General features: G+C 71.1%; 16 protein-coding genes. All 16 read left to right on the top strand.

Annotated features, from left to right (window positions below):
• Window positions 1–127: 127 nt before the first annotated feature.
• The 16 genes from ABZU25_RS06185 to ABZU25_RS06110 all read left to right on the top strand — a co-directional run bounded on the left by ABZU25_RS06185 (window position 128) and on the right by ABZU25_RS06110 (window position 19848).
• Window positions 128–379 (top strand): hypothetical protein, encoded by a 252-nt coding sequence (locus tag ABZU25_RS06185; RefSeq protein ID WP_355028230.1) that lies wholly within the window; start codon window positions 128–130, stop codon window positions 377–379.
• Window positions 380–442: 63 nt separating this feature from the next.
• The gene (locus ABZU25_RS06180) at window positions 443–1462 is read left to right on the top strand and encodes a YihY/virulence factor BrkB family protein (protein WP_355028229.1); all 1020 of its coding nucleotides are present in this window, start codon (window positions 443–445) and stop codon (window positions 1460–1462) included.
• Window positions 1463–1724: 262 nt separating this feature from the next.
• On the top strand, window positions 1725–2903 hold the full coding sequence (locus tag ABZU25_RS06175) for an ROK family protein (RefSeq protein WP_355028228.1): 1179 nt from the start codon (window positions 1725–1727) through the stop codon (window positions 2901–2903).
• A gap of 133 nt (window positions 2904–3036) precedes the next feature.
• Window positions 3037–4545, top strand: coding sequence for a sugar ABC transporter ATP-binding protein (locus tag ABZU25_RS06170; protein ID WP_355028253.1), 1509 nt, complete (start codon window positions 3037–3039; stop codon window positions 4543–4545).
• Window positions 4542–5669 carry an ABC transporter permease gene (locus ABZU25_RS06165; RefSeq protein ID WP_355028227.1) on the top strand — a complete coding sequence of 376 codons (1128 nt, stop codon included), beginning with the start codon at window positions 4542–4544 and terminating at the stop codon, window positions 5667–5669. Before ABZU25_RS06170 ends, ABZU25_RS06165 begins: the two co-directional genes overlap by 4 nt.
• Before the next feature lie 98 nt (window positions 5670–5767).
• Entirely contained in the window at window positions 5768–6820 is a 1053-nt protein-coding gene (locus ABZU25_RS06160) for a substrate-binding domain-containing protein (protein WP_355028226.1), read from the top strand.
• A 20-nt stretch (window positions 6821–6840) separates the two neighbouring features.
• Window positions 6841–8049: a Gfo/Idh/MocA family oxidoreductase gene (locus tag ABZU25_RS06155; protein ID WP_355028225.1), complete on the top strand. Its 1209-nt coding sequence runs from the start codon at window positions 6841–6843 to the stop codon at window positions 8047–8049.
• A gap of 499 nt (window positions 8050–8548) precedes the next feature.
• Window positions 8549–9715, top strand: a complete 1167-nt coding sequence (locus ABZU25_RS06150) for an inositol-3-phosphate synthase (protein ID WP_355028224.1) — start codon at window positions 8549–8551, stop codon at window positions 9713–9715.
• Complete coding sequence (locus ABZU25_RS06145; protein WP_355028223.1) at window positions 9699–10592, top strand: SCO3242 family prenyltransferase; 894 nt, start codon at window positions 9699–9701, stop codon at window positions 10590–10592. The genes ABZU25_RS06150 and ABZU25_RS06145 overlap by 17 nt, the downstream gene beginning before the upstream one ends.
• On the top strand, window positions 10589–11587 hold the full coding sequence (locus tag ABZU25_RS06140) for a sugar phosphate isomerase/epimerase family protein (RefSeq protein ID WP_355028222.1): 999 nt from the start codon (window positions 10589–10591) through the stop codon (window positions 11585–11587). The genes ABZU25_RS06145 and ABZU25_RS06140 overlap by 4 nt, the downstream gene beginning before the upstream one ends.
• 55 nt (window positions 11588–11642) lie before the next feature.
• On the top strand, window positions 11643–12251 hold the full coding sequence (locus ABZU25_RS06135; protein ID WP_355028221.1) for an EboA domain-containing protein: 609 nt from the start codon (window positions 11643–11645) through the stop codon (window positions 12249–12251).
• Window position 12252: 1 nt separating this feature from the next.
• On the top strand, window positions 12253–13110 hold the full coding sequence (locus ABZU25_RS06130) for a TatD family hydrolase (RefSeq protein ID WP_355028220.1): 858 nt from the start codon (window positions 12253–12255) through the stop codon (window positions 13108–13110).
• On the top strand, window positions 13110–14309 hold the full coding sequence (gene eboE / locus ABZU25_RS06125) for a metabolite traffic protein EboE (protein WP_355028219.1): 1200 nt from the start codon (window positions 13110–13112) through the stop codon (window positions 14307–14309). The genes ABZU25_RS06130 and eboE overlap by 1 nt, the downstream gene beginning before the upstream one ends.
• Entirely contained in the window at window positions 14306–15712 is a 1407-nt protein-coding gene (locus ABZU25_RS06120) for a nucleotide pyrophosphatase/phosphodiesterase family protein (RefSeq protein ID WP_355028218.1), read from the top strand. Before eboE ends, ABZU25_RS06120 begins: the two co-directional genes overlap by 4 nt.
• Window positions 15709–16776: a polyprenyl synthetase family protein gene (locus tag ABZU25_RS06115; RefSeq protein ID WP_355028217.1), complete on the top strand. Its 1068-nt coding sequence runs from the start codon at window positions 15709–15711 to the stop codon at window positions 16774–16776. The genes ABZU25_RS06120 and ABZU25_RS06115 overlap by 4 nt, the downstream gene beginning before the upstream one ends.
• Window positions 16777–16995: 219 nt before the next feature.
• Window positions 16996–19848 (top strand): PQQ-dependent sugar dehydrogenase, encoded by a 2853-nt coding sequence (locus ABZU25_RS06110; protein WP_355028216.1) that lies wholly within the window; start codon window positions 16996–16998, stop codon window positions 19846–19848.
• The last annotated feature ends 29 nt before the right edge of the window (window positions 19849–19877 follow it).

Below are 19877 nucleotides of genomic sequence, written 5' to 3'. Positions count from 1 at the left end.
CGAACGGCCCTGAGTTCGGCTGGCCCGCCATGGCCATCTGCCGAGGAGCGGTATACCTCAGAGGTATATTTATACCTCTGAGGTATACCGCTCAATGTCGCATCCGCTCCGACGAAGGTTGCCGACGGTGACCGGCCGAGCCCACACCCGTCGGTCCACAGGTCGGTGTCCCCGGCCGGACCTCCCGGGCGACTGGTTGCGGCCGGAGCCGGCGAGCCTCGCGGCGGCCGGAGCCAGCAAGTCGGTGCACCTGATCCGCGGGGTCGTGCGGGGCGGCGGTGGCTGGGTCGGGCTGCTCGACGTGCTCTACCTGCTGGCGATGGTGACGGTCGGCCTGCTGGTGGCCGCGCGCCGGATGGGCAGGTTGCTCTACCAGTAGGGGTTACCGGCGCCCGTCGACGGGGCATGTCGAGGGTGACACCAGCGACGATGAGGAGGGGCGATGACCTCGGACGAGTCTGCCGCCGGCCGGGCGAGCGCCGACGCCAGCGCGCCGGTCGGGCCCGACGCGGGGCCGGACAGCCCCACCGATCTGCCCGGCAGCGGCTGGAAGGCGGCGCTGCGGCGTACCGTCAGCGAATTCCAGGACGACAGCCTGACCGACTGGGCGGCGGCGCTTACCTACTACGGCGTGCTGTCCATCTTCCCCGGCCTGCTGGTGCTGATCTCGATCCTCGGTCTGCTCGGCACGAGCGCCACCGAGGGGGTCAAGGACACCGTCAACCAGGCGGTACCGAACGACAGCATCCAGAAGATCATCGAGGACGCGATCACTCAGGCGGACGGTGCCGGCGGGCTGGCCAGCATCGCGGCGATCATCGGTGTGGTGGCCGCGTTCTGGTCCGCGTCCGGCTACATCGGCGCGTTCATGCGCGCCTCGAACACCATCTACGACGTGCCGGAGGGCCGGCCGATCTGGAAGACGGTGCCGATCCGCCTCGGCGTGACCGCGGTGGTCGGGGTGCTGCTGCTGGCCAGCGCGGTGATCGTGGTCTTCACCGGTCGCCTCGCCGAAGCGGTGGGGAACGTCGTCGGCCTCGGCGCGACAGCGGTCACGGTGTGGGACATCGCCAAGTGGCCGGTGCTGCTGATCCTGGTCAGCCTGATGTTCGCGATCCTCTACTGGGCCTCACCGAACGCCCGGCACGGCGGTTTCCGCTGGGTCAGCCCGGGTGGGGTGCTGGCCGTGGTGATCTGGTTGGTGATCTCCGGCCTGTTCGCCTTCTACGTGAGCAACTTCGGCTCGTACAACAAGACGTACGGGGCGCTGGCCGGCGTGATCATCTTCTTGGTCTGGCTCTGGCTGAGCAACATCGCGATCCTGCTGGGCGCCGAGTTCGACGCGGAGCTGGAGCGCGGTCGGGCCATCTCGGCCGGGCACGACCCCGACGACGAGCCGTACGTCGAGCTGCGCGACGACCGCAAGCTCCGCAAGAAGCGCAACTCCGCCGGCCGCCGCTGACCGCCCTGCCACCAACCGCCCCGCCACCGGAGACCGGCTGGCGGGGCGGTTTCGTATCTGTCGATGAAACTGGCGGCGAGCGGACGCGAGCGGCCCGTGATCCTTTTCTTGATCGACTAGTAGCTTTTGTTCTTTCGGACAAAAGTTCATCTCGGAACGGTTGAAGCTATGGACACGCGGTGCGGAGCGCTCCTACTGTGTCGGACACAACACTTCGACATTGCGTCGATGTGAACGCTGCCATTGAAGAGGTGACCCCCCGGTGCGGACCGTCGACCCCCTGCACGTACGACTGTTGCGGTTGCTCCGCGACGAGGGGGCCGTCTCCCGGGCCGAGTTGGGCGACCGCCTCCAGATGCCGCGCCCGCGCATGCTGGCCGAGCTGGATCGCCTGGTAGCACTGGGTTACGTCGCCGAGGCGGGGCTTGCCGCCTCCCGGGGTGGGCGACGCTCGACCCTGGTCGAGCTGAACCCGAAGCTGCGCTTCGCCGCGGTCGACCTCGGTGCCAGCTCGATGGACATCGAGGTGGTCAACGGCCGACTCGAACCGGTCGCCCAGTACGCCGAGCCGGCCGACATCCGCAACGGACCGAAGGTGACCCTGCAACGGGTCAACGAGCTGCTGCACAAGGCCCGGGTCGACGGCGCGTACGAGCGGTTGGACGCGGTGGGCATCGGCGTTCCCGGCCCGGTCAGCTTCCGTGACGGCGTTCCGGTCTCGCCGCCGATCATGCCGGGCTGGGACCGGTACCCGGTGCGCGAGTTGCTCAGTCGGGAGCACGGCTGCCCGGCGGTGGTCGACAACGACGTCAACATCATGGCGATCGGCGAGCGGCACGGTGGGGTCGCCCACTCGGTGGACGACTTCCTCTTCGTGAAGATCGGCACCGGCATCGGGTGCGGCATCTACCTCACCGGCGAGGTCTACCGGGGCACCGACGGCTGCGCCGGCGACATCGGCCACATCCAGGTCGACTCGCACGGTCCGATGTGCTCCTGCGGCAACGTCGGTTGCCTGGAGGCGCTGTTCAGCGGCGCCGCACTGGCCAAGGACGCCGCAGCCGCCGCCCGCAGTGGGACGTCGCCGGCGCTGGCCGAGCGGCTGGCCCTGCGGGGTGTCGTCACCGCGCTGGACGTCGCCGAGGGAGCCGTCGAGGGCGACGTGACCTGCATCCAGCTCATTCGGGACGGCGGACGGCGGGTCGGTGGGGTGCTCGCCGGCCTGGTCAGCTTCACCAACCCGTCGATGATCGTGATCGGCGGCGGGCTGGCCCAGCTGGGGCACATCCTGCTCGCCGAGATCCGCAGCGTGGTCTACCGCCGGTCACTGCCACTGGCCACCGGCAACCTGCCCGTCGTGCTGTCCGAGCTGGGTGGACGTGCCGGTGTCACCGGTGCCGCGGTGCTCGCAAGTGACGTCGCCTTCGGGGAAGCGTCATGAGGCTGTTCGAGGTTCTGTCGTGAGCGAGGAGGAGACTGTGGCTCTGCCCGAGGATGACCCGGCCACCGCGTCGGCCGAGGCCGTCGCCGAGGCGCCGCTGGTCGAGGCTCCCGCCGACACCGTCGCGGGCGAGGTGGTCCTGCGCCTCACCGATGTGGTCAAGACGTTCCCCGGCGTACGCGCACTGGACGGTGTGCAGCTGGAGGTGCGTGCCGGCGAGGTGCACTGCCTGCTCGGGCAGAACGGCGCCGGCAAGTCGACTCTGATCAAGGTGCTCTCCGGGGTGCACCAACCGGATTCCGGGCAGGTGGAGTGGCGCGGCGAGCCGGCCGCGTTCACCAACCCGCAGGCCGCGATGAAGGCCGGCATCGCCACCATCTACCAGGAGCTCGACCTCGTCGAGGATCTGTCGGTGGCGGAGAATGCCTTCCTCGGGCACGAGTACCGCAGCTTCGGGTTCGTCCGGCGCGGCCGGATGGCCCGGCACACCCGGCAGATCCTCAGCCGGCTCGGCCACGGTGAGATCCCGCCGGGACGGATGGTCCGGTCGCTGCCGGCCGCCGGCAAGCAGATCGTCAGCATGGCCCGAGCGCTGTCGCACGAGGCCCGACTGATCATCATGGACGAGCCGAGCGCGGTGCTGGCCCACGACGAGGTCGGCAACCTGTTCCGGATCATCCGGGAGCTGACCGCGCAGGGCATCGCCGTCATCTACATCTCCCACCGGTTGGAGGAGATCCGCGAGATCGGTGACCGGGTCACCGTACTCAAGGACGGTCGGACCACGGCGGCGAACCTGCCGGCGCGCGAAACCCCGACCCGCGACCTGGTCAGCCGGATGACCGGCCGCACCATCGAGTACGTCTTCCCGGACCGGCCGGTCGACGACCCCGCCGGCGACGATCTGCTCCAGGTGGAGGGGTTGACCCGCTCGGGCGAGTTCGCCGACGTCTCGTTGAACGTGCGCGCCGGGGAGATCGTCGGCATCGCGGGGCTGGTCGGCTCCGGCCGCTCCGAGTTGCTGGAGACCATCTACGGCGCCCGTCTCGCGGAGGCCGGCTCGGTCCGGATGAACGGGAAGGTGCTGCGTCCCGGCGTCGGCGCGGCGGTGCGGGCCGGCATGGGCATGGCCCCGGAGGAACGCAAGAGTCAGGCGTTGCTGCTCGGCGAGCCGATCTACCGCAACGTCACGCTTGCCACCTTCGGCCGGTACGCGCGGCTCGGCTTCACCAACGCCGCTAAGGAACGTGCCGAGGCGGACCGGATCGCCGAGAGCCTGGAGCTGCGGCCCCGGGACGTCGACCGGCCGGTACGCACGCTGTCCGGCGGCAACCAGCAGAAGGTGGTGGTCGGGCGGTGGCTGCTCGGCGGCACCAGGTTGTTGCTGCTCGACGAGCCCACCCGGGGTGTGGACGTGGGCGCTCGGGCTGAGCTCTACCAGGTCATCCGGGGTTTGGCCGCGCAGGGCGTCGGGGTGCTGCTGGTCTCCAGCGAGGTGCCCGAGGTGCTGGGTCTGGCCGACCGGGTGCTGGTGATGCGGGAAGGGCGGGTCGTGCGTGAAGCAGCGGCCGGCGAACTCGACGAGAACACTGTGCTCGACCTCGTGATGGCGGGGTCCTTGATGGAAGGCGCACCGGCATGAGCGACGCGACTCCCACTCCCACCGCGACACCGGAGCGCCCGCAGCTTCCGGCCCAGTCGCCGCCGGTGGACCCGGCGGAGACGGCGGTGGCCAGCAACAAGGCAAAGCCCGCGGGCCGACTTTCCTGGTGGCGCGGCGACGGCGGCGACGGCGCGAAGCGCAACCTCGGTCTGATCGGGGTGCTTGCCGCGCTGATCCTGGTCGGCGCGATCACCAAGCCGGACCTCTACGGTGATCCGAACTGGGTCTGGAACAACGTGCTGGCGATCCTGCAGCTCGCCTCGGTCGTCGGCGTGGTCACGGTCGGGATGACCTTTGTGATCATCGGCGGTGGGATCGACCTGTCGGTCGGTGCGATCGTCGCGCTGGCCGGGGTCTGGTGCACCACGGTGGCCACCCAGAGCTACGGCGCCGCCGGCATGATCTTCACCGCCCTCGTGGTCGGCATCTGCGTCGGCCTGGTCAATGGCGTGCTCATCTCGTACGGGAGGCTCGTCCCCTTCATCGCGACGCTCGCGATGCTGGTGGCGGCGCGCGGTCTCGCGGCGTCGATCTCCAACAAGCAGACCCAGGTGTCGAGCAGCACCTTCATCAACGACATCGCGGCGCGCAAGATCATTGGGATCCCGATCCTCGTCTACATCCTGGGCGCGGTGGTGGTGGCCGGATGGATCCTGCTCAACCGCACGACCTTCGGCCGGCGGACCATCGCCGTCGGCGGCAACCCGGAAGCGGCCCGGTTGGCCGGCATCAACGTCCGGCGGCACTCCATGCTGCTCTACGCGCTCTCCGGACTGTGCTGCGGCATCGCGGCCATCATGCTCACCTCGCAGGCCACCTCGGCACAGGCGGCGATGGCCAACCTGTACGAGCTGGACGCGATCGCCGCGGCGATCATCGGCGGGACGCTGCTCAGCGGTGGCCGGGGCACGATCGTCGGCTCGCTGCTCGGCGTCATCATCTTCGCCACCATCACCAACCTCTTCGCCATCAACGGCCTCTCCATCGAGGCGCAGAACATGGTCAAGGGCGGCATCATCGTCGCCGCCGTCCTGATCCAGCAGTTCCAGTTCAAGTCCGTCACTCGGCTCTTCGCGCGGAACAGGGTCACCACCGCAACCTGACGCACCGCACCGATGTCCCTGGCCAGGTCGAGAGATTCGACAGTGGCCGGGCCCCGCACACCCTTACTCACTAAAATCCCGCTCCCAGGAGGTCGTTCATGACCCAGCACAGTCGCGACCTGTCGCGCCGCCGCTTGCTCTTCGGTGGAGCCGCAGTTGGCGCCGCCACCCTGTTGACCGCCTGCACCAGTAACGACACCCCGGCGGCCAGCACCCAGACCAAGGCCGCCGGCAACGCCGAAGGCAACAACGCCCCGGGCAAGAAGGTCGTCATCGGCTTCTCCGCGCCGGCCGCCGACCACGGCTGGATGGGCGCGATCCACGCCAACGCCAAGGCGCAGGCGGCTGCCTACTCCGACGTGGAGTTCAAGGAGGTCGACGGCGGGTCGAACTCGGAGGCCCAGCGCTCCACGCTCGGCACCCTGATCGCCCAGAAGCCGGACATCATCGTCGTGCTGCCGCACGACGGCAAGGAGGTCAACGCCGTTGCCCTCCAGGCGATGCAGGCGGGCATCCCGATCGTGAACCTCGACCGGGCGTTCCCCGACGCGCTGGCCTCCCGGCTGGTGCTCAAGGGCGACAACTACGGCATGGGCGTGTCGGCCGGCCACTTCATCGGCAAGCAGCTCAAGGACAAGGGCGTCACCAACCCGATCATCGGTGAGATCGCCGGCCTGGAGATCCCGCTGACCGTCGAGCGCAGCGATGGCTTCAAGGCCGCCCTGGCGACCTACGGGTTCAAGGTGAACAACCGGCGCTCGGCCGAGTTCACCTCGGACAGCGGTCAGCGCGAGGCGGCCCAGCTGCTCCAGGCGCTGCCGAAGATCGACGCCATCTGGAACCACGACGACGACCAGGGCATCGGTGTGCTCGCCGCCATCAAGCAGGCCAACCGGTCGGAGTTCTTCATGGTCGGCGGCGCGGGCTCCAAGCTCGCGATCGACGCGATCAAGGCCGACAACACGGTGCTCAAGGCGACGGTCACCTACAACCCGTCGATGGCCTCGTCAGCAATTTCCCTCGCGCGGCTCGTCGCGCAGGGTCGGGGTCTGGGCGACCTGACGGAGCTGCAGGTTCCCAAGGAAGTGACCCTGACCTCGGAGACGATCACCAAGGAGAACGCGAGCAGCTACGACAAGCTCGGGTTCTGACATACGGGGGGAGACCCACCTTGTCCACGACAGACAAAGAACTGCGGGTCGGCATGGTCGGCTACGCGTTCATGGGCGCCGCGCACTCACAGGCGTGGCGCACCGTGAACCGCGTGTTCGACCTGCCGGCGCGGGCCCGGATGGCGCTGATCTGCGGTCGAGACACAACGAAGGTGGCAGCTGCCGCCGATCGGCTCGGCTGGGACGCGTCCACCACGGACTGGCGTGATCTGATCAACCGGGACGACATCGACGTCGTCGACATCTGCACCCCGGGTGACAGTCACGCCGAGATCGCTCTCGCCGCATTGGCCGCCGGCAAGCACGTCCTGTGCGAGAAGCCGTTGGCCAACACGGTGGCGGAGGCGCGGGCGATGACCGCTGCGGCGGACGTCGCCCGGGCTGCCGGAGTGCGGTCGATGTGCGGGTTCAACTACCGCCGGGTCCCCGCGGTCACGATGATGCGTCAGATGGTCGCCGACGGACGACTCGGGGTGATTCGACACGTCCGTGCGACGTACCTGCAGGACTGGATCGTGGACCCGCAGTTCCCGCTGGTCTGGCGGTTGCAGAAGGACAGGGCGGGCTCCGGCGCGCTCGGTGACATCGGTGCGCACATCATCGATCTGACCCAGTTCGTCACCGGTCAGCGGATCAGCGGGGTCAGTGCGGTCACCGAGACCTTCGTCAAGGAGCGGCCGTTGCCGGCCGAGTCGAGCGGTCTGGTGGCCACTGTGGACGGCGGCTCGGCGCCCACCGGGCCGGTCACCGTCGACGACGCCGCGGTCTTCGTGGCCCGGCTCGACGGTGGCGCCTTGGCCACGTACGAGGCGAGCCGCTTCGCCACCGGTCGCAAGAACGCGCTGCGCGTCGAGATCAACGGCTCGCTGGGCAGCGTGGTCTTCGATCTGGAGCGGCTCAACGAGCTGGAGTTCTACGACGCCACCCGGCCCAGCGTGGAACAGGGTTTCAACCGCATCCTGGTGACCGAGGGCGACCACCCGTACATGTCGGCGTGGTGGCCTCCGGGCCACATCATCGGCTACGAGCACTCGTTCACGCACGAGATGCGCGACTTCATCGAGGCGGTCGCCACCGGCGTCGACCCGACTCCCTCCTTCGCCGACGCGTTGCAGGTCCAGCTGGTGCTGGACGCGGTAGCCCGCTCGGCGGAGCTCGGCTCCTCCTGGGCCGAGGTGGAACCGGGGCTGGTCACAGCCGCCGCCTGACCTTTGACCATCCGCGATGGCGGTGTTCGCACCGCCATCGCCCAACCGGCTTTCCGAAGCCGACCGGCGAGGGACCGACCGCGGATTGCGCCCCGCGGACGGGACGAGGTCGGCAACGGAGAGCGTGCAGCCGGGCCGCACGGCCCGGTGGCGCACGAGCAGGACGGTCGTCCGGTGCGACCGGACCGGGATTCCCCGGCCGCACCGGAGGACCGCCACCATCGGTGGAGATCGGCATGCGGGGGAGGCAGGGTCGAGACGCCGACCCGACCCTGCCTACCAGCCCCGTCTGCCCGCACCCGTGCCGGGAACCGGTCCGGCGTCGGCGCCGCCGACGCCGACGTCGGAAACCGGTGCCGTCCCGGTGCGGGGCGGGCGGGCGGGGCCCATCCACCCGACCGGGATGTTTCCGAAACCGGGCCGTATCTTTCCGAAGAATATTCTGATATTCCTATATTTAGCGGTACCGACGGTTCCTCGTGAACGGGGAAGGAGCACCATGCGAACAGGTGTCTGGCTGGTAGGAGCGCGCGGTTCCGTTGCGACCACCTGCATCGTCGGAGGGCTCGCGCTGCGAGCCGGTCTGGCCGGACCCACCGGCTGCGTCACCGAGTTGCCCGAGCTGCGCGGCCCCGCCCTGCCGGCCTTCGCGGACCTCGTCTTCGGCGGGCACGACCTGGCCACCACCCCGCTGTCCAAGCGGGCCGAGGCCCTGGCCGACGCCGGTGTCATCCCCTGGCGGCTGGTCGCCGCGCTCCCCGACGAGCTGAACGCGGTCGAGCAGGAGCTGCGCCCCGCACCGGTCGAAGCCACCCAGGCCGCTCGGGCTGCCGCCGTGGTCCGCGACCTCACCAGCTTCCGCGAGCGGCACGGGTTGGACCGGGTGGTGGTCGTCAACGTCTCCGCCACCGAAGCCGCCCCACCACCGCACCCCGGGCACGCCGACCCCGACGCGCTGCGCGCCGCGCTCACCGGCCCGGACGAGGTGCTGCCATCCAGCTCCCTGTACGCGTACGCGGCACTGCTGGCCGGCTGCCCCTACGTCGACTTCACCCCGTCCACCGGGCTGCGACTGCCCGCGCTGGCCGCCCTGGCCGAACAGGCCCGCCTCCCGTACGCCGGGCACGACGGCAAGACCGGGGAGACCCTTGTCAAGTCGGTGCTCGCGCCGATGTTCGCGATGCGCAACCTGGACGTGCGCTCCTGGTCCGGGTTCAACCTGCTCGGCGGTGGCGACGGCGCCACCCTCGCCGACCCGGCCGCGAACGCCGCGAAGGTGCAGAGCAAGCAGCGGGTGCTCGGCGAGACGCTGGGCTACGTCCCGCAGGGCGGCACCCGCATCGAGTACGTCGAAGAGTTGGGCGACTTCAAGACCGCCTGGGATCTGATCACCTTCTCCGGCTTCCTCGGCACCGGCATGCGGATGGAGTTCACCTGGCACGGCTGTGACTCCGCGTTGGCCGCGCCGCTGGTGCTCGACCTGGCCCGGCTCACCGCCGCCGCGCACGCCGCCGGGCACGTCGGGCCGCTGACCGAGCTGGGCTTCTTCTTCAAGGACCCGCTCGGCTCACCCAGCCACTCGCTGGGCGAGCAGTGGGCGCGGCTGACCGACTTCACGCGGCTGCTGCACGCCGGCCGGGACGGTGCCGATGACCACGCTGGCTGACCTCGCCGAGCTGGTCCGGGCGCCGGCCGCGCTCTCGGTGCCCGGTGACGTGGTCGCCGGAGCGGCGGCGGCCGGCGCGTTGGGTCCGCGTACCCCTGCCCTGGCCGGCGCTTCGGTGCTGCTCTACTGGGCCGGCATGGCCGCCAACGACTGGGCCGACCGGGGCCTGGACGCCGTGGAGCGGCCCGAGCGGCCGATCCCCAGCGGGCGGGTCACCCCGGCCGCCGCGGTCGGTCTCGCGGCGGGCCTCACGGTCGCCGGCGTGGGCCTGGCCGCCGCCGTGGGCGGTCGCCGCGCCGCCGCGCTCGCCGTGCCGCTGGCCGCCAGCATCTGGGGGTACGACCTGCTGGCCAAGAACACCGCCGCCGGTCCGGCCGTGATGGCCGTCTGCCGGGGGCTGGATGTGCTGCTCGGCGCGTCCGGCGGCCGGGTGACCAGGGCGTTGCCGGCGGCGGTCACCGTCGCCGCGCACACCTGGACGGTCACCGCGCTGTCCCGCCGGGAGGTCAGTGGCGCCGATGCCGCCCTGCCGATGCGCACGCTGGCCGGCACCGCGCTGGTCGCCGCCAGCGCCGCCATCCCGCACGCCCGACCCGCCGACCAGACCGGTGTGCGAAACGGCTCGGCCCGAGTCGCCGCCGCGCTGCCCGCCGTGCTGGCCGGGTGGTATGCCGCCCGCTACGGCGCGGCCCAGGCCGAGGTGGTCCGGGACCCGTCGGCCGGGCGGGTTCGCGCCGCGGTCGGCGCCGGGATCACCGGCCTGCCCGCCCTCCAGGGGGCGCTGACCGCGCGCGGTGGGGCCGGCCTGCTCGGGTTGGCGGTCGCGGCAGCCGCGCCGCTGGGTCGACGCCTGGCCCGGAAAGTCTCCCCGACATGACAGCTCCCCAGCCCCGACCCGCACCGCCGGCGGCCGACGCCACGACGCTGCGCCTCGGGTACGGCACGAACGGCTTCGCCAACCACCGACTCGACGACGCGCTCGCCGTCCTCGCCGACCTCGGCTACGACGGGGTGGCGCTCACCCTCGACCACGACCACCTGGACCCGTTCGCGCCCGGGCTCGCGCGCCGGGTGGCCGTCCTCGGCCGGCGGTTGGACGAGCTGGGTCTGGCGGTGGTGATCGAGACCGGGGCCCGGTACCTGCTCGACCCGTGGCACAAGCACGCCCCGACGTTGCTGCACGACGACCCGACGCGGCGGATCGAGTTCCTGCGCCGGGCCGTCCGGATCGGCGCCGACCTGGGCGCGGAGGCGGTCTCGTTCTGGGCCGGTGTCCGGCCCGAGACGGTGTCGCCGCAGTGCGCCTGGGACCGGCTGGTCGCCGGCTGCGCCACAGTGGTCGACGCGGCCGACGCCGCCGGCGTCACCCTCGGCTTCGAGCCTGAGCCGGGAATGTTGGTGCAGGACATCGCCGACTGGCGTCGGCTGCGCGCGGCCCTCGGCGACCCGGCCCGGTTCGGCATCACCCTCGACATCGGCCACTGCCGCTGCCTGGAGCCGTGGCCGGTGCCGCAGTGCGTCGCGGAGGTGGCCGAGCACCTGGTCAACGTGCAGATCGACGACATGCGCCGGGGCGTGCACGAGCACCTGGAGTTCGGTGTTGGCGAGATCGATTTTCCGCCGGTGCTGACCGCCCTGGCCGAGGCCGGCTACCGCGGCCTGGTCGCCGTGGAACTGCCCCGCGACTCGCACGCCGCGCCGGACGTGGCCGCCCGGTCCATCGAGTTCCTGCGCGCCGCGGCGGCCACCGATAACCACCCTGCCAGCACCCTTTGCTCTGCACCCGCCGAGGCGCCACCCGCCGAGGCGACATCCGCCGAGGCGACATCCGCCGAGGCGACATCCGCCAAAGAGGCCCCGGCGCATATATAGCTGCAGAGCAAAGGGTGTGGCGGGCGTCTGGGAGCAGCACGAGGGAGGAGACGGGATGACACCGGATTCACTACGGGCCGCGCTGCGAGGCGTACCCGATCCCGATTGGCTGGACACGGCGCTGCGCCGGGTCACGACCGAGCCGACCGCGATCACCCGGCTCTTCCCCGCCGCCGGCCGGCGGTGCGGTCGGGCCGCGCTGCCCGACGCCCCCGGCTGGACCGCCGACGACGCGGCCCGGGTGCTGCTGCTCACCAGCCTGCCCAACGACCACGCGGCGTACGCCGCGAGCCTCTACCAGCACGGTGACGCGGCCGAGCGGCGAGCCGTGCTGCGGGCCCTGCCGCTGCTGCCGATCGGCGCCGCCGGGGTGCCGCTGCTGCACGACGCGATCCGCACCAACGACACCCGGCTGGTCGGCGCGGCCCTCGGCCCGTACGCCCGGCACCTCGACCCGGCCGCCTGGCGGCAGGCGGTGCTCAAGTGCGTGTTCAGCGGTGTGCCGTTGGCCGTGGTCGCCGACCTGGAGACCCGCGCCGACGGGGAGTTGGCCGCGATGCTGGCGGCGCTGGCCGCCGAGCGGCACGCCGCCGGCCGGGAGTTGCCCGCCGACGCCACCGACCTGCTCGACCGGCTCACCGCCGCACTGCCCCGGGAGGCGTGACATGCGTATCTTCGACCCGCACATCCACATGACCTCACGCACCACAGACGACTACGAGCGGATGGCCGCCGCCGGCGTACGCGCCGTGGTGGAGCCGGCGTTCTGGCTGGGTCAGCCGCGCACCAGCGCCGCCTCGTTCACCGACTACTTCGACTCGCTGATCGGTTGGGAGCCGTTCCGGGCCGGGCAGTTCGGGGTGCGGCACTTCGCCACCATCGCGCTGAATCCCAAGGAGGCCAACGACCCGCGCTGCCGCCCGGTGCTCGACCTGCTGCCCCGCTACCTGGACAAGGACGCGGTGGTGGCGGTCGGCGAGATCGGGTACGACTCGATGACGCCGGAGGAGGACGAGGCGTTCGCCGCGCAGCTCGCCCTCGCCGTGGCGTACGACCTGCCGGCGCTGGTGCACACGCCGCACCGGGACAAGGCGCGCGGATGCGAACGCACCCTCGCCGTGGTCGCCGAGTCCGGCATCGAGGCGGGTCGCGTGGTGGTCGACCACCTCAACGAGGTGACAGTGAAGCTGGTCCGCGACAGCGGCTGCTGGCTGGGCTTCTCGATCTACCCGGACACCAAGATGACGCCCTCGCGGATGGTCGAGTTGCTGCGGGAGTACGGCACGGAACGGATGCTCGTCAACTCGGCGGCCGACTGGGGGCGCTCCGACCCGCTGCTGACCCGGGCCACCGGTGAGGCGATGCTGCTGGCCGGGTTCAGCGACGACGACGTCGATGCGGTGCTGTGGCGCAACCCGGTGGAGTTCTACGGGCAGTCCGGCCGGCTCGACCTCAGCGACCTGGACGTCGCCGCCAAGGTGGACCCGCAGACGGGCAACTCGATCCTGCGTGGCGGCAGCTGATGCGGCTGCGACATTCCGGCGGCGACACCGTCCATCTCGGCTACTGCACAAACGTGCACCCCGCCGAGGACCTCGCCGGCATCCTCGGTCAACTGGACACCTACGCCGTGCCGGTCCGCGAGGCTCTCGGCAGTGACCTGCTCGGCCTCGGCCTGTGGCTGGCCGCCCCGGTCGCCGCCGAGCTGGCCGCCGACCCGACGCTGCGTCGCCGGCTGCGCACCGAGCTGACCGCGCGCGGGCTGGAGGTGGTCACCCTCAACGGCTTCCCGTACGCGGCCTTCCAGGCCCCGGTGGTCAAGCAGGACGTCTACCACCCGGACTGGACCACCGAGCAGCGCCTCACGTACACCCTCGATCTGGCCCGGGTGCTCGCCGACCTGCTGCCCGACGACGCCGCCCGGGGCTCGATCTCCACCCTGCCGCTGGCCTGGCGTCAACCCTGGGACACCGCTCGGGCCGACGCGGCCCGGGGCCGGTTGGACCAGCTGGCCGCCGGCCTGGCCGCCGTGCAGCGCGACACCGGCCGCGAGGTGCGGGTGGCCTTCGAACCGGAGCCCGGCTGCGTCGTGGAGAGCACCGGTCAGGCGGCCGAGCTGCTGTCCGGGATGGACACCGAGCGGCTGGGCGTCTGCGTCGACCTGGCCCACCTGGCCTGCGCCTGGGAAGAGCCGGCCGAGGCCCTGGAACGACTGCGGGCGGCCGGGCTGCCCGTGGTGAAGGTGCAGGTCTCCGCCGCCGTCGAGGCGGCCGACCCGGCGGGCGGTGCCGACGCGTTGCGCCGCTGGGTGGAGCCGCGCTTCCTGCACCAGACCCGGGGCGCCGGCTGCGCGGGTCTGGGTGACCCGGCCGACCCGGCGTACGCGGCCGACGACCTGGACGAGGCGCTGGACCGGGCGCTGCCCGGCCCGTGGCGGGTGCACTACCACGTGCCCCTGCACGCCCCACCCGAGGAACCGCTCGGCTCGACCCTGCCGGTGCTCCGCGCGGCCCTGAGAGCGCTCTTCGACGGCCCGACCGCCGGCTGCGACCACCTCGACGTCGAGACGTACACCTGGGGGGTGCTGCCGGCCGCACGACGGCCCGGCACCGACGCGGAGCTGGCCGCCGGCATCGCCGCGGAGCTGGCCTTCGCCCGAGACGAACTGGTCGGCCTCGGCCTGACCACAGAGCGAACCGTGAGCATGGGGGTGACGCGATGAGCCGGCGACTGGTGGTCCTCGACGTGGTGGGGCTGACCCCACGACTACTGGCGCACATGCCCCGGCTGCGCGGGGTCGCCGACGGCGGCTTCCGGGCCGAGTTGGGCACCGTGCTGCCCGCGGTGACCTGCTCGGTGCAGTCCACCTTCCTGACCGGCGAGCCGCCCAGCGGGCACGGGATCGTCGGCAACGGGTGGTATTTCCGGGAGCTGGGCGAGGTGCTGCTGTGGCGGCAGCACAACGCGCTGGTCGGCGGGGAGAAGCTCTGGGACGCGGCCCGCAGGGCCGAGCCCGGCTACACAGTCGCCAACGTCTGCTGGTGGTACGCCATGGGCGCGGACGTCGACTGGACGGTCACCCCGCGCCCGGTGTACTACGCCGACGGGCGCAAGGAGCCGGACTGCTACACCGACCCGCCGGAGCTGCACGACGCGCTCACCGGGCGGCTGGGCACCTTCCCGCTGTTCACCTACTGGGGGCCGACAGCCGGGCTGCCGTCGTCGCGGTGGATCTGCCAGGCGGCCGAGCAGATCCTGGCCGACGTGTCACCCGACCTCACCCTGGTCTACGTCCCACACCTGGACTACGACCTGCAACGGTTCGGCCCGTCGTCGGCCCAGGCTGCCGCCGCCGCGGCCGAGCTGGACGCGGTGCTCGGACCCCTGCTGGACGCCGCCCGCGCCCGGGACGCCACGGTAGTGGTGCTGTCGGAGTACGGCATCACCGACGTGTCCCGGCCGGTGGACGTCAACCGGCTGCTGCGCGCCGAAGGGCTGCTGCGGGTGCACACGCAGGCCGGCATGGAATACCTCGACCCCTGGACGTCGAAGGCGTTCGCGGTCGCCGACCACCAGGTCGCGCACGTCTACGTCAAGGACCCGGCCGACGTGCCGGCGGTGGCGAAGCTCTGCGCCGGTCTGCCCGGCGTGGCCGAGGTGCTGGACGCCGACGGCAAGGCCGCACACGGGCTGGACCATCCGCGCGCCGGTGAGTTGGTGCTGGTGGCCGAGAAGGACGCCTGGTTCACGTACTACTACTGGCTGGACGACGACCGGGCGCCGGACTTCGCCCGGCTGGTGGAGATTCACCGCAAGCCCGGTTACGACCCGGCGGAGCTGTTCTTCGACCCGGCCAACCCCGGTGCCGCGAAGGCCCGGGCCGGGGTGGCGCTGGCCCGCAAGAAGCTCGGCATGCGGTACCTGATGACCGCGGTCGGCCTGGACGCCGGAGCGCGGGCGGTGCGCGGCTCACACGGGCGGCTGCCGGACGACCCGGCGGACGCCCCGGTGCTGCTCTGCTCCGACCCGGCCGCGGCTCGGGACAAGATCGCGGCGACCGAGGTCAAGGCGTTGCTGCTGGAGCTGGCCGGGCTGTCTGACGGCGGGCCGGGGGAGGGGTCGTGACGTTGACCGTCGCGCCCGCTGATGCCAGCGGGCTGCGGGCACGTTTCGACGCCGAGCTGGCCGGGTTCCTCGAACGGCAGGGTCCGGACTGGCCGGACGGCGCGCCGCGCGGGGTGTTCACCGCCCTGCAACGGTTCGTGCTGGCCGGTGGGAAGCGGATACGTCCGCTGTTCTGCTACTGGGGCTGGCGGGGAGCGGGGGCGGCCGACGGCACGCCGATCGTGGTGGCCGCGGCGGCGCTGGAGCTGTTCCACGCGTTCGCGCTGATCCACGACGACATCCTGGACGGCAGTGACCGCCGCCGGGGCGAGCCGTCGGTGCACCGCCTCTTCGCCGACCTGCACGCCCGCTCGGCGTGGCGCGGTGACCCGGAGGCGTACGGGCGCAACACCGCCCTGCTCTGCGGGGACCTCTGCGCGGCCTGGTCGGATCAGATGTTCCACGAGTGTGGGCTGAGCACCGAACAGGTGCACCGGGGGTACGGCGTGTTCGCGCTGATGCGGACCGAGGTGATCGCGGGAGAGTACCTGGACCTGGTCTCGGGAGTGGGTGACGGCTCGGTGGCCAGCGCGCTCACCGTGATCCGGATGAAGGCTGCCCGCTACACGGTGACTCGGCCGTTGCAGATCGGGGCGGCCCTGGCCGGCGCGGGGCCCGAGTTGATCGCCGCGTTGGGTGAGTTCGGTGACCCGTTGGGCGACGCGTTCCAGCTCCGCGACGACGTGCTGGGTGTCTTCGGGGACCCGGCGGTCACCGGTAAGTCGGTCCTGGACGACCTGCGTGAGGGCAAGCCCACGGTGATGATGGCGTTGGCCCGCAGTGCCGCCGACCGGTCGCAGACCACCCGGCTGCGGGAGTTGTTCGGCAACCCGGCGTTGGACTCCGACGGCGCGGCGGAGCTGCGCGGGATCATCGAGGCGACCGGCGCCCTGGAACGGATCGAGCAGATGATCCGGGTCCGGACCGAGGCCGCGCTCGGTGCCCTGCAGAACGCCATGGTGGCGGACGAGGCGCGCGCGGCGCTGGTTGCGCTGGCCGGACAGGCGATCGACCGCCACGCGTGATCGCCAACTTTCGAACAGATCGACGAAAGTTGGCGCTGAATCACCGGAAGGTATAGACACATCGACACTCTCAACTTAGTGTCGTGACCAACACGACAATGTTTCGTCGAGGTGAACCGGCGGCGCGGTAACCCATCGACAGCCACCATCACCGCTACGGCATCCGGCGCGACGGCGCGCGCCCGCCTGGCAGTCACACGTCAGGAAGGGGCAGCACAGATGTCCATGAAGGACGCACCACAACAACGATCCCGACGATGGTCCTCCGCCGGATCGGCACTACTGCTGGCGGTCGCCGCCGGCACTGTCGCACTCGCCGCCGGCTCGGCCCCCGCGCAGGCGCACACGATCGTCGCCACCGATTTCCAGCAGGTCGAACTCGCCCGCGGCGTCACCGACATGGGCGAGCCCATGTCGCTGGCCGTGCTGCCGGACCGCTCCGTCCTGCACACCGCCCGCAACGGCACCCTGCGCCGCACCGACGCGAGCGGCACCACCTCCGTGATCGGCACCCTGTCGGTCTACAACCACGACGAGGAGGGCCTGCAGGGCGTGGGGGTCGACCCCAACTTCGCCAGCAACCGGCAGATCTTCCTCTACTACGCGCCGCCGCTTTCCACCCCCGCCGGTGACGCGCCGGCCACCGGCACCGACTTCTCGGCCTGGCAGGGAGTGAACCGCCTCTCCCGGTTCACCCTCAACTCGGACTTCACCATCAACCAGTCGAGCAAGGTCGACGTGCTCGACGTGCCGGCCGACCGCGGCCTGTGCTGCCACGTCGGCGGGGACATCGACTTCGACGCCGCCGGCAACCTCTACCTGTCCACCGGCGACGACACCAACCCGTTCGAGTCCGCCGGCTACTCGCCGCTGGACGAGCGGAGCAACCGCAACCCGGCGTACGACGCACAGCGCAGCGCCGGCAACACCAACGACCTGCGCGGCAAGATCCTGCGGGTCAAGGTGAACGCCAACGGCACGTACTCCATCCCCTCGGGCAACCTGTTCGCGCCCGGCACGGCCAGGACCCGGCCGGAGATCTACGCGATGGGGTTCCGCAACCCGTTCCGGATCAGCGTGGACAAGGCCACCGGGGTCGTCTACGTCGGTGACTACGGGCCGGATGCCGGCACCACCAGCTCCACCCGCGGGCCGTCCGGCCAGGTGGAGTTCAACCGGGTGGCCGCACCGGGCAACTACGGCTGGCCGTACTGCACCGGCACCAACACCAGCACCGAGACGTACAACGAGTGGGACTTCGCCAGCAACGCCAGCGGGGCGAAGTACAACTGCGCCGGCGGACCGACGAACAACTCGTTCCGCAACACCGGCCTGACCACCCTGCCGCCGGCCCAGCCGGCCTGGATCCGGTACGCCGGCGACGCCGGCACCCCGACCGAGTTCGGCGGCGGCTCCGAGTCGCCGATGGGCGGCCCGGTCTACCGGTACAACGCCTCGTCGGCCTCCACCACCAAGTTCCCGCAGTCCTTCGACGGGCAGTTCTTCGCCACCGAGTTCGGCCGGGGCTGGATCAAGCCGATCCACGTCAACTCCGACGGCTCCCGGGGCACCATCGACACCTTCCCCTGGGTCGGCAAGCAGGTGATGGACTCGGCGTTCGGCCCGGACGGCGCGTACTACGTGCTCGACTACGGCACCGGCTACTTCAACGGCGACGTCAACTCGGCGCTCTACCGCTTCGACTACGTCGGCAGCGGCAACCGGGCACCGACGGCGGTGGCCAGCGCCAACCGGACCTCCGGTGCGGCGCCGCTCGCTGTGACCTTCTCCTCGGCGGGCTCGTCCGACCCCGAGGGCGGCGCGCTGACGTACTCGTGGGCCTTCGGTGACGGGACCACCTCGACCGCCGCCAACCCGACGAAGACGTACTCCACAAACGGCACCTACACCGCCACGTTGACGGTGCGCGACCCGCAGGGCGCCACCGGCAGCAGCAGCGTCCGGATCAGTGTCGGCAACACCGCGCCCACCGTCACCATCAACAACCCCGGCAACGGCCAGCTGTTCAGCTTCGGCGACACGGTGCCGTACAGCATCACGGTGACCGACCCGGAGGACGGCACTATCGACTGCACGAAGGTCAAGATGACCTACGTGCTCGGGCACGACCAGCACGGGCACCAGATCACCTCGAAGACCGGGTGCTCCGGCTCGATCACCATCCCGGTCGACGGTGAGCACGACGACGCGGCGAACATCTTCGCGATCTTCGACGCCGAGTACACCGACGCCGGTGGCCTGACCACCCACACCCAGCACACGCTGCCCCCGCGGCACCGGCAGGCCGAGTTCTTCGGCACCTCGTCCGGGATCAACGTGTTCAGCAAGACCACGGCCGAGGGTGGCAAGACCGTCGGCGACATCAACAACGGCGACTGGATCGCGTTCCAGCCGTACCGGCTGGGCAACGTGACATCGTTCAACGCCCGGGTCTCCTCGGCGGGTGCCGGTGGCACCCTCCAGGTCCGGGCCGGCTCGGCCACCGGCACGGTGCTCGGCTCGGCCACGGTCCCGGTGACCGGCGGCTGGGAGACCTTCGCCACGGTGACCGGCACGATCACCAGCCCACCGACCGGCACGACCACGCTGTACCTGACCTTCGCCGGGTCGGGCACCGGGGCGCTCTACGACCTGGACGCGTTCACGTTCGTCACCGGCACCGCCACCAGCGGAGGTGGCCCGATCAAGGGTCTGGGTGGCAAGTGCCTGGACGTCCGCAACGCCGCCACCGCCGATGGCACGCAGATCCAGATCTACACCTGCAACGGCAGTGCGGCGCAGACCTGGGCGGTCACCCCGAACTCCACGATCAAGTCGTTGGGTAAGTGCCTGGACGTCTCCGGTGCTGGCTCCGCCGACGGCACCAAGATCCAGCTCTACACCTGCAACGGGACCGGGGCGCAGAACTGGGCCGCGCAGGCCGACGGCACGGTACGCAACGCGGCGTCCAGCAAGTGCCTCGAGGTCTCCGGCAACAGTTCCGCCGACAGCACCGTGGTCCACCTCTGGACCTGCACCGCCGCCGCCAACCAAAAGTGGATCCTGCCCTGAGCTGACAGGTGGGGGCCCCTCGCAACGCC

Origin of the sequence: Micromonospora sp. NPDC005215 (assembly GCF_040607915.1) — a bacterium.
Lineage (GTDB): Bacteria > Actinomycetota > Actinomycetes > Mycobacteriales > Micromonosporaceae > Micromonospora.
The sequence above is the reverse complement of the archived record's forward strand: the minus strand, read 5'-3'. Positions and strand labels throughout refer to the sequence as shown.

Coding starts and splice junctions, on each gene's coding strand:
- ABZU25_RS06180 (WP_355028229.1), top strand. CDS start 443: ATGACCTCGGACGAGTCTGCCGCCGGCCGGGCGAGCGCCGACGCCAGC.
- ABZU25_RS06165 (WP_355028227.1), top strand. CDS start 4,542: ATGAGCGACGCGACTCCCACTCCCACCGCGACACCGGAGCGCCCGCAG.
- ABZU25_RS06160 (WP_355028226.1), top strand. CDS start 5,768: ATGACCCAGCACAGTCGCGACCTGTCGCGCCGCCGCTTGCTCTTCGGT.
- ABZU25_RS06150 (WP_355028224.1), top strand. CDS start 8,549: ATGCGAACAGGTGTCTGGCTGGTAGGAGCGCGCGGTTCCGTTGCGACC.
- ABZU25_RS06145 (WP_355028223.1), top strand. CDS start 9,699: ATGACCACGCTGGCTGACCTCGCCGAGCTGGTCCGGGCGCCGGCCGCG.
- ABZU25_RS06140 (WP_355028222.1), top strand. CDS start 10,589: ATGACAGCTCCCCAGCCCCGACCCGCACCGCCGGCGGCCGACGCCACG.
- ABZU25_RS06135 (WP_355028221.1), top strand. CDS start 11,643: ATGACACCGGATTCACTACGGGCCGCGCTGCGAGGCGTACCCGATCCC.
- ABZU25_RS06130 (WP_355028220.1), top strand. CDS start 12,253: ATGCGTATCTTCGACCCGCACATCCACATGACCTCACGCACCACAGAC.
- eboE (WP_355028219.1), top strand. CDS start 13,110: ATGCGGCTGCGACATTCCGGCGGCGACACCGTCCATCTCGGCTACTGC.
- ABZU25_RS06120 (WP_355028218.1), top strand. CDS start 14,306: ATGAGCCGGCGACTGGTGGTCCTCGACGTGGTGGGGCTGACCCCACGA.
- ABZU25_RS06110 (WP_355028216.1), top strand. CDS start 16,996: ATGTCCATGAAGGACGCACCACAACAACGATCCCGACGATGGTCCTCC.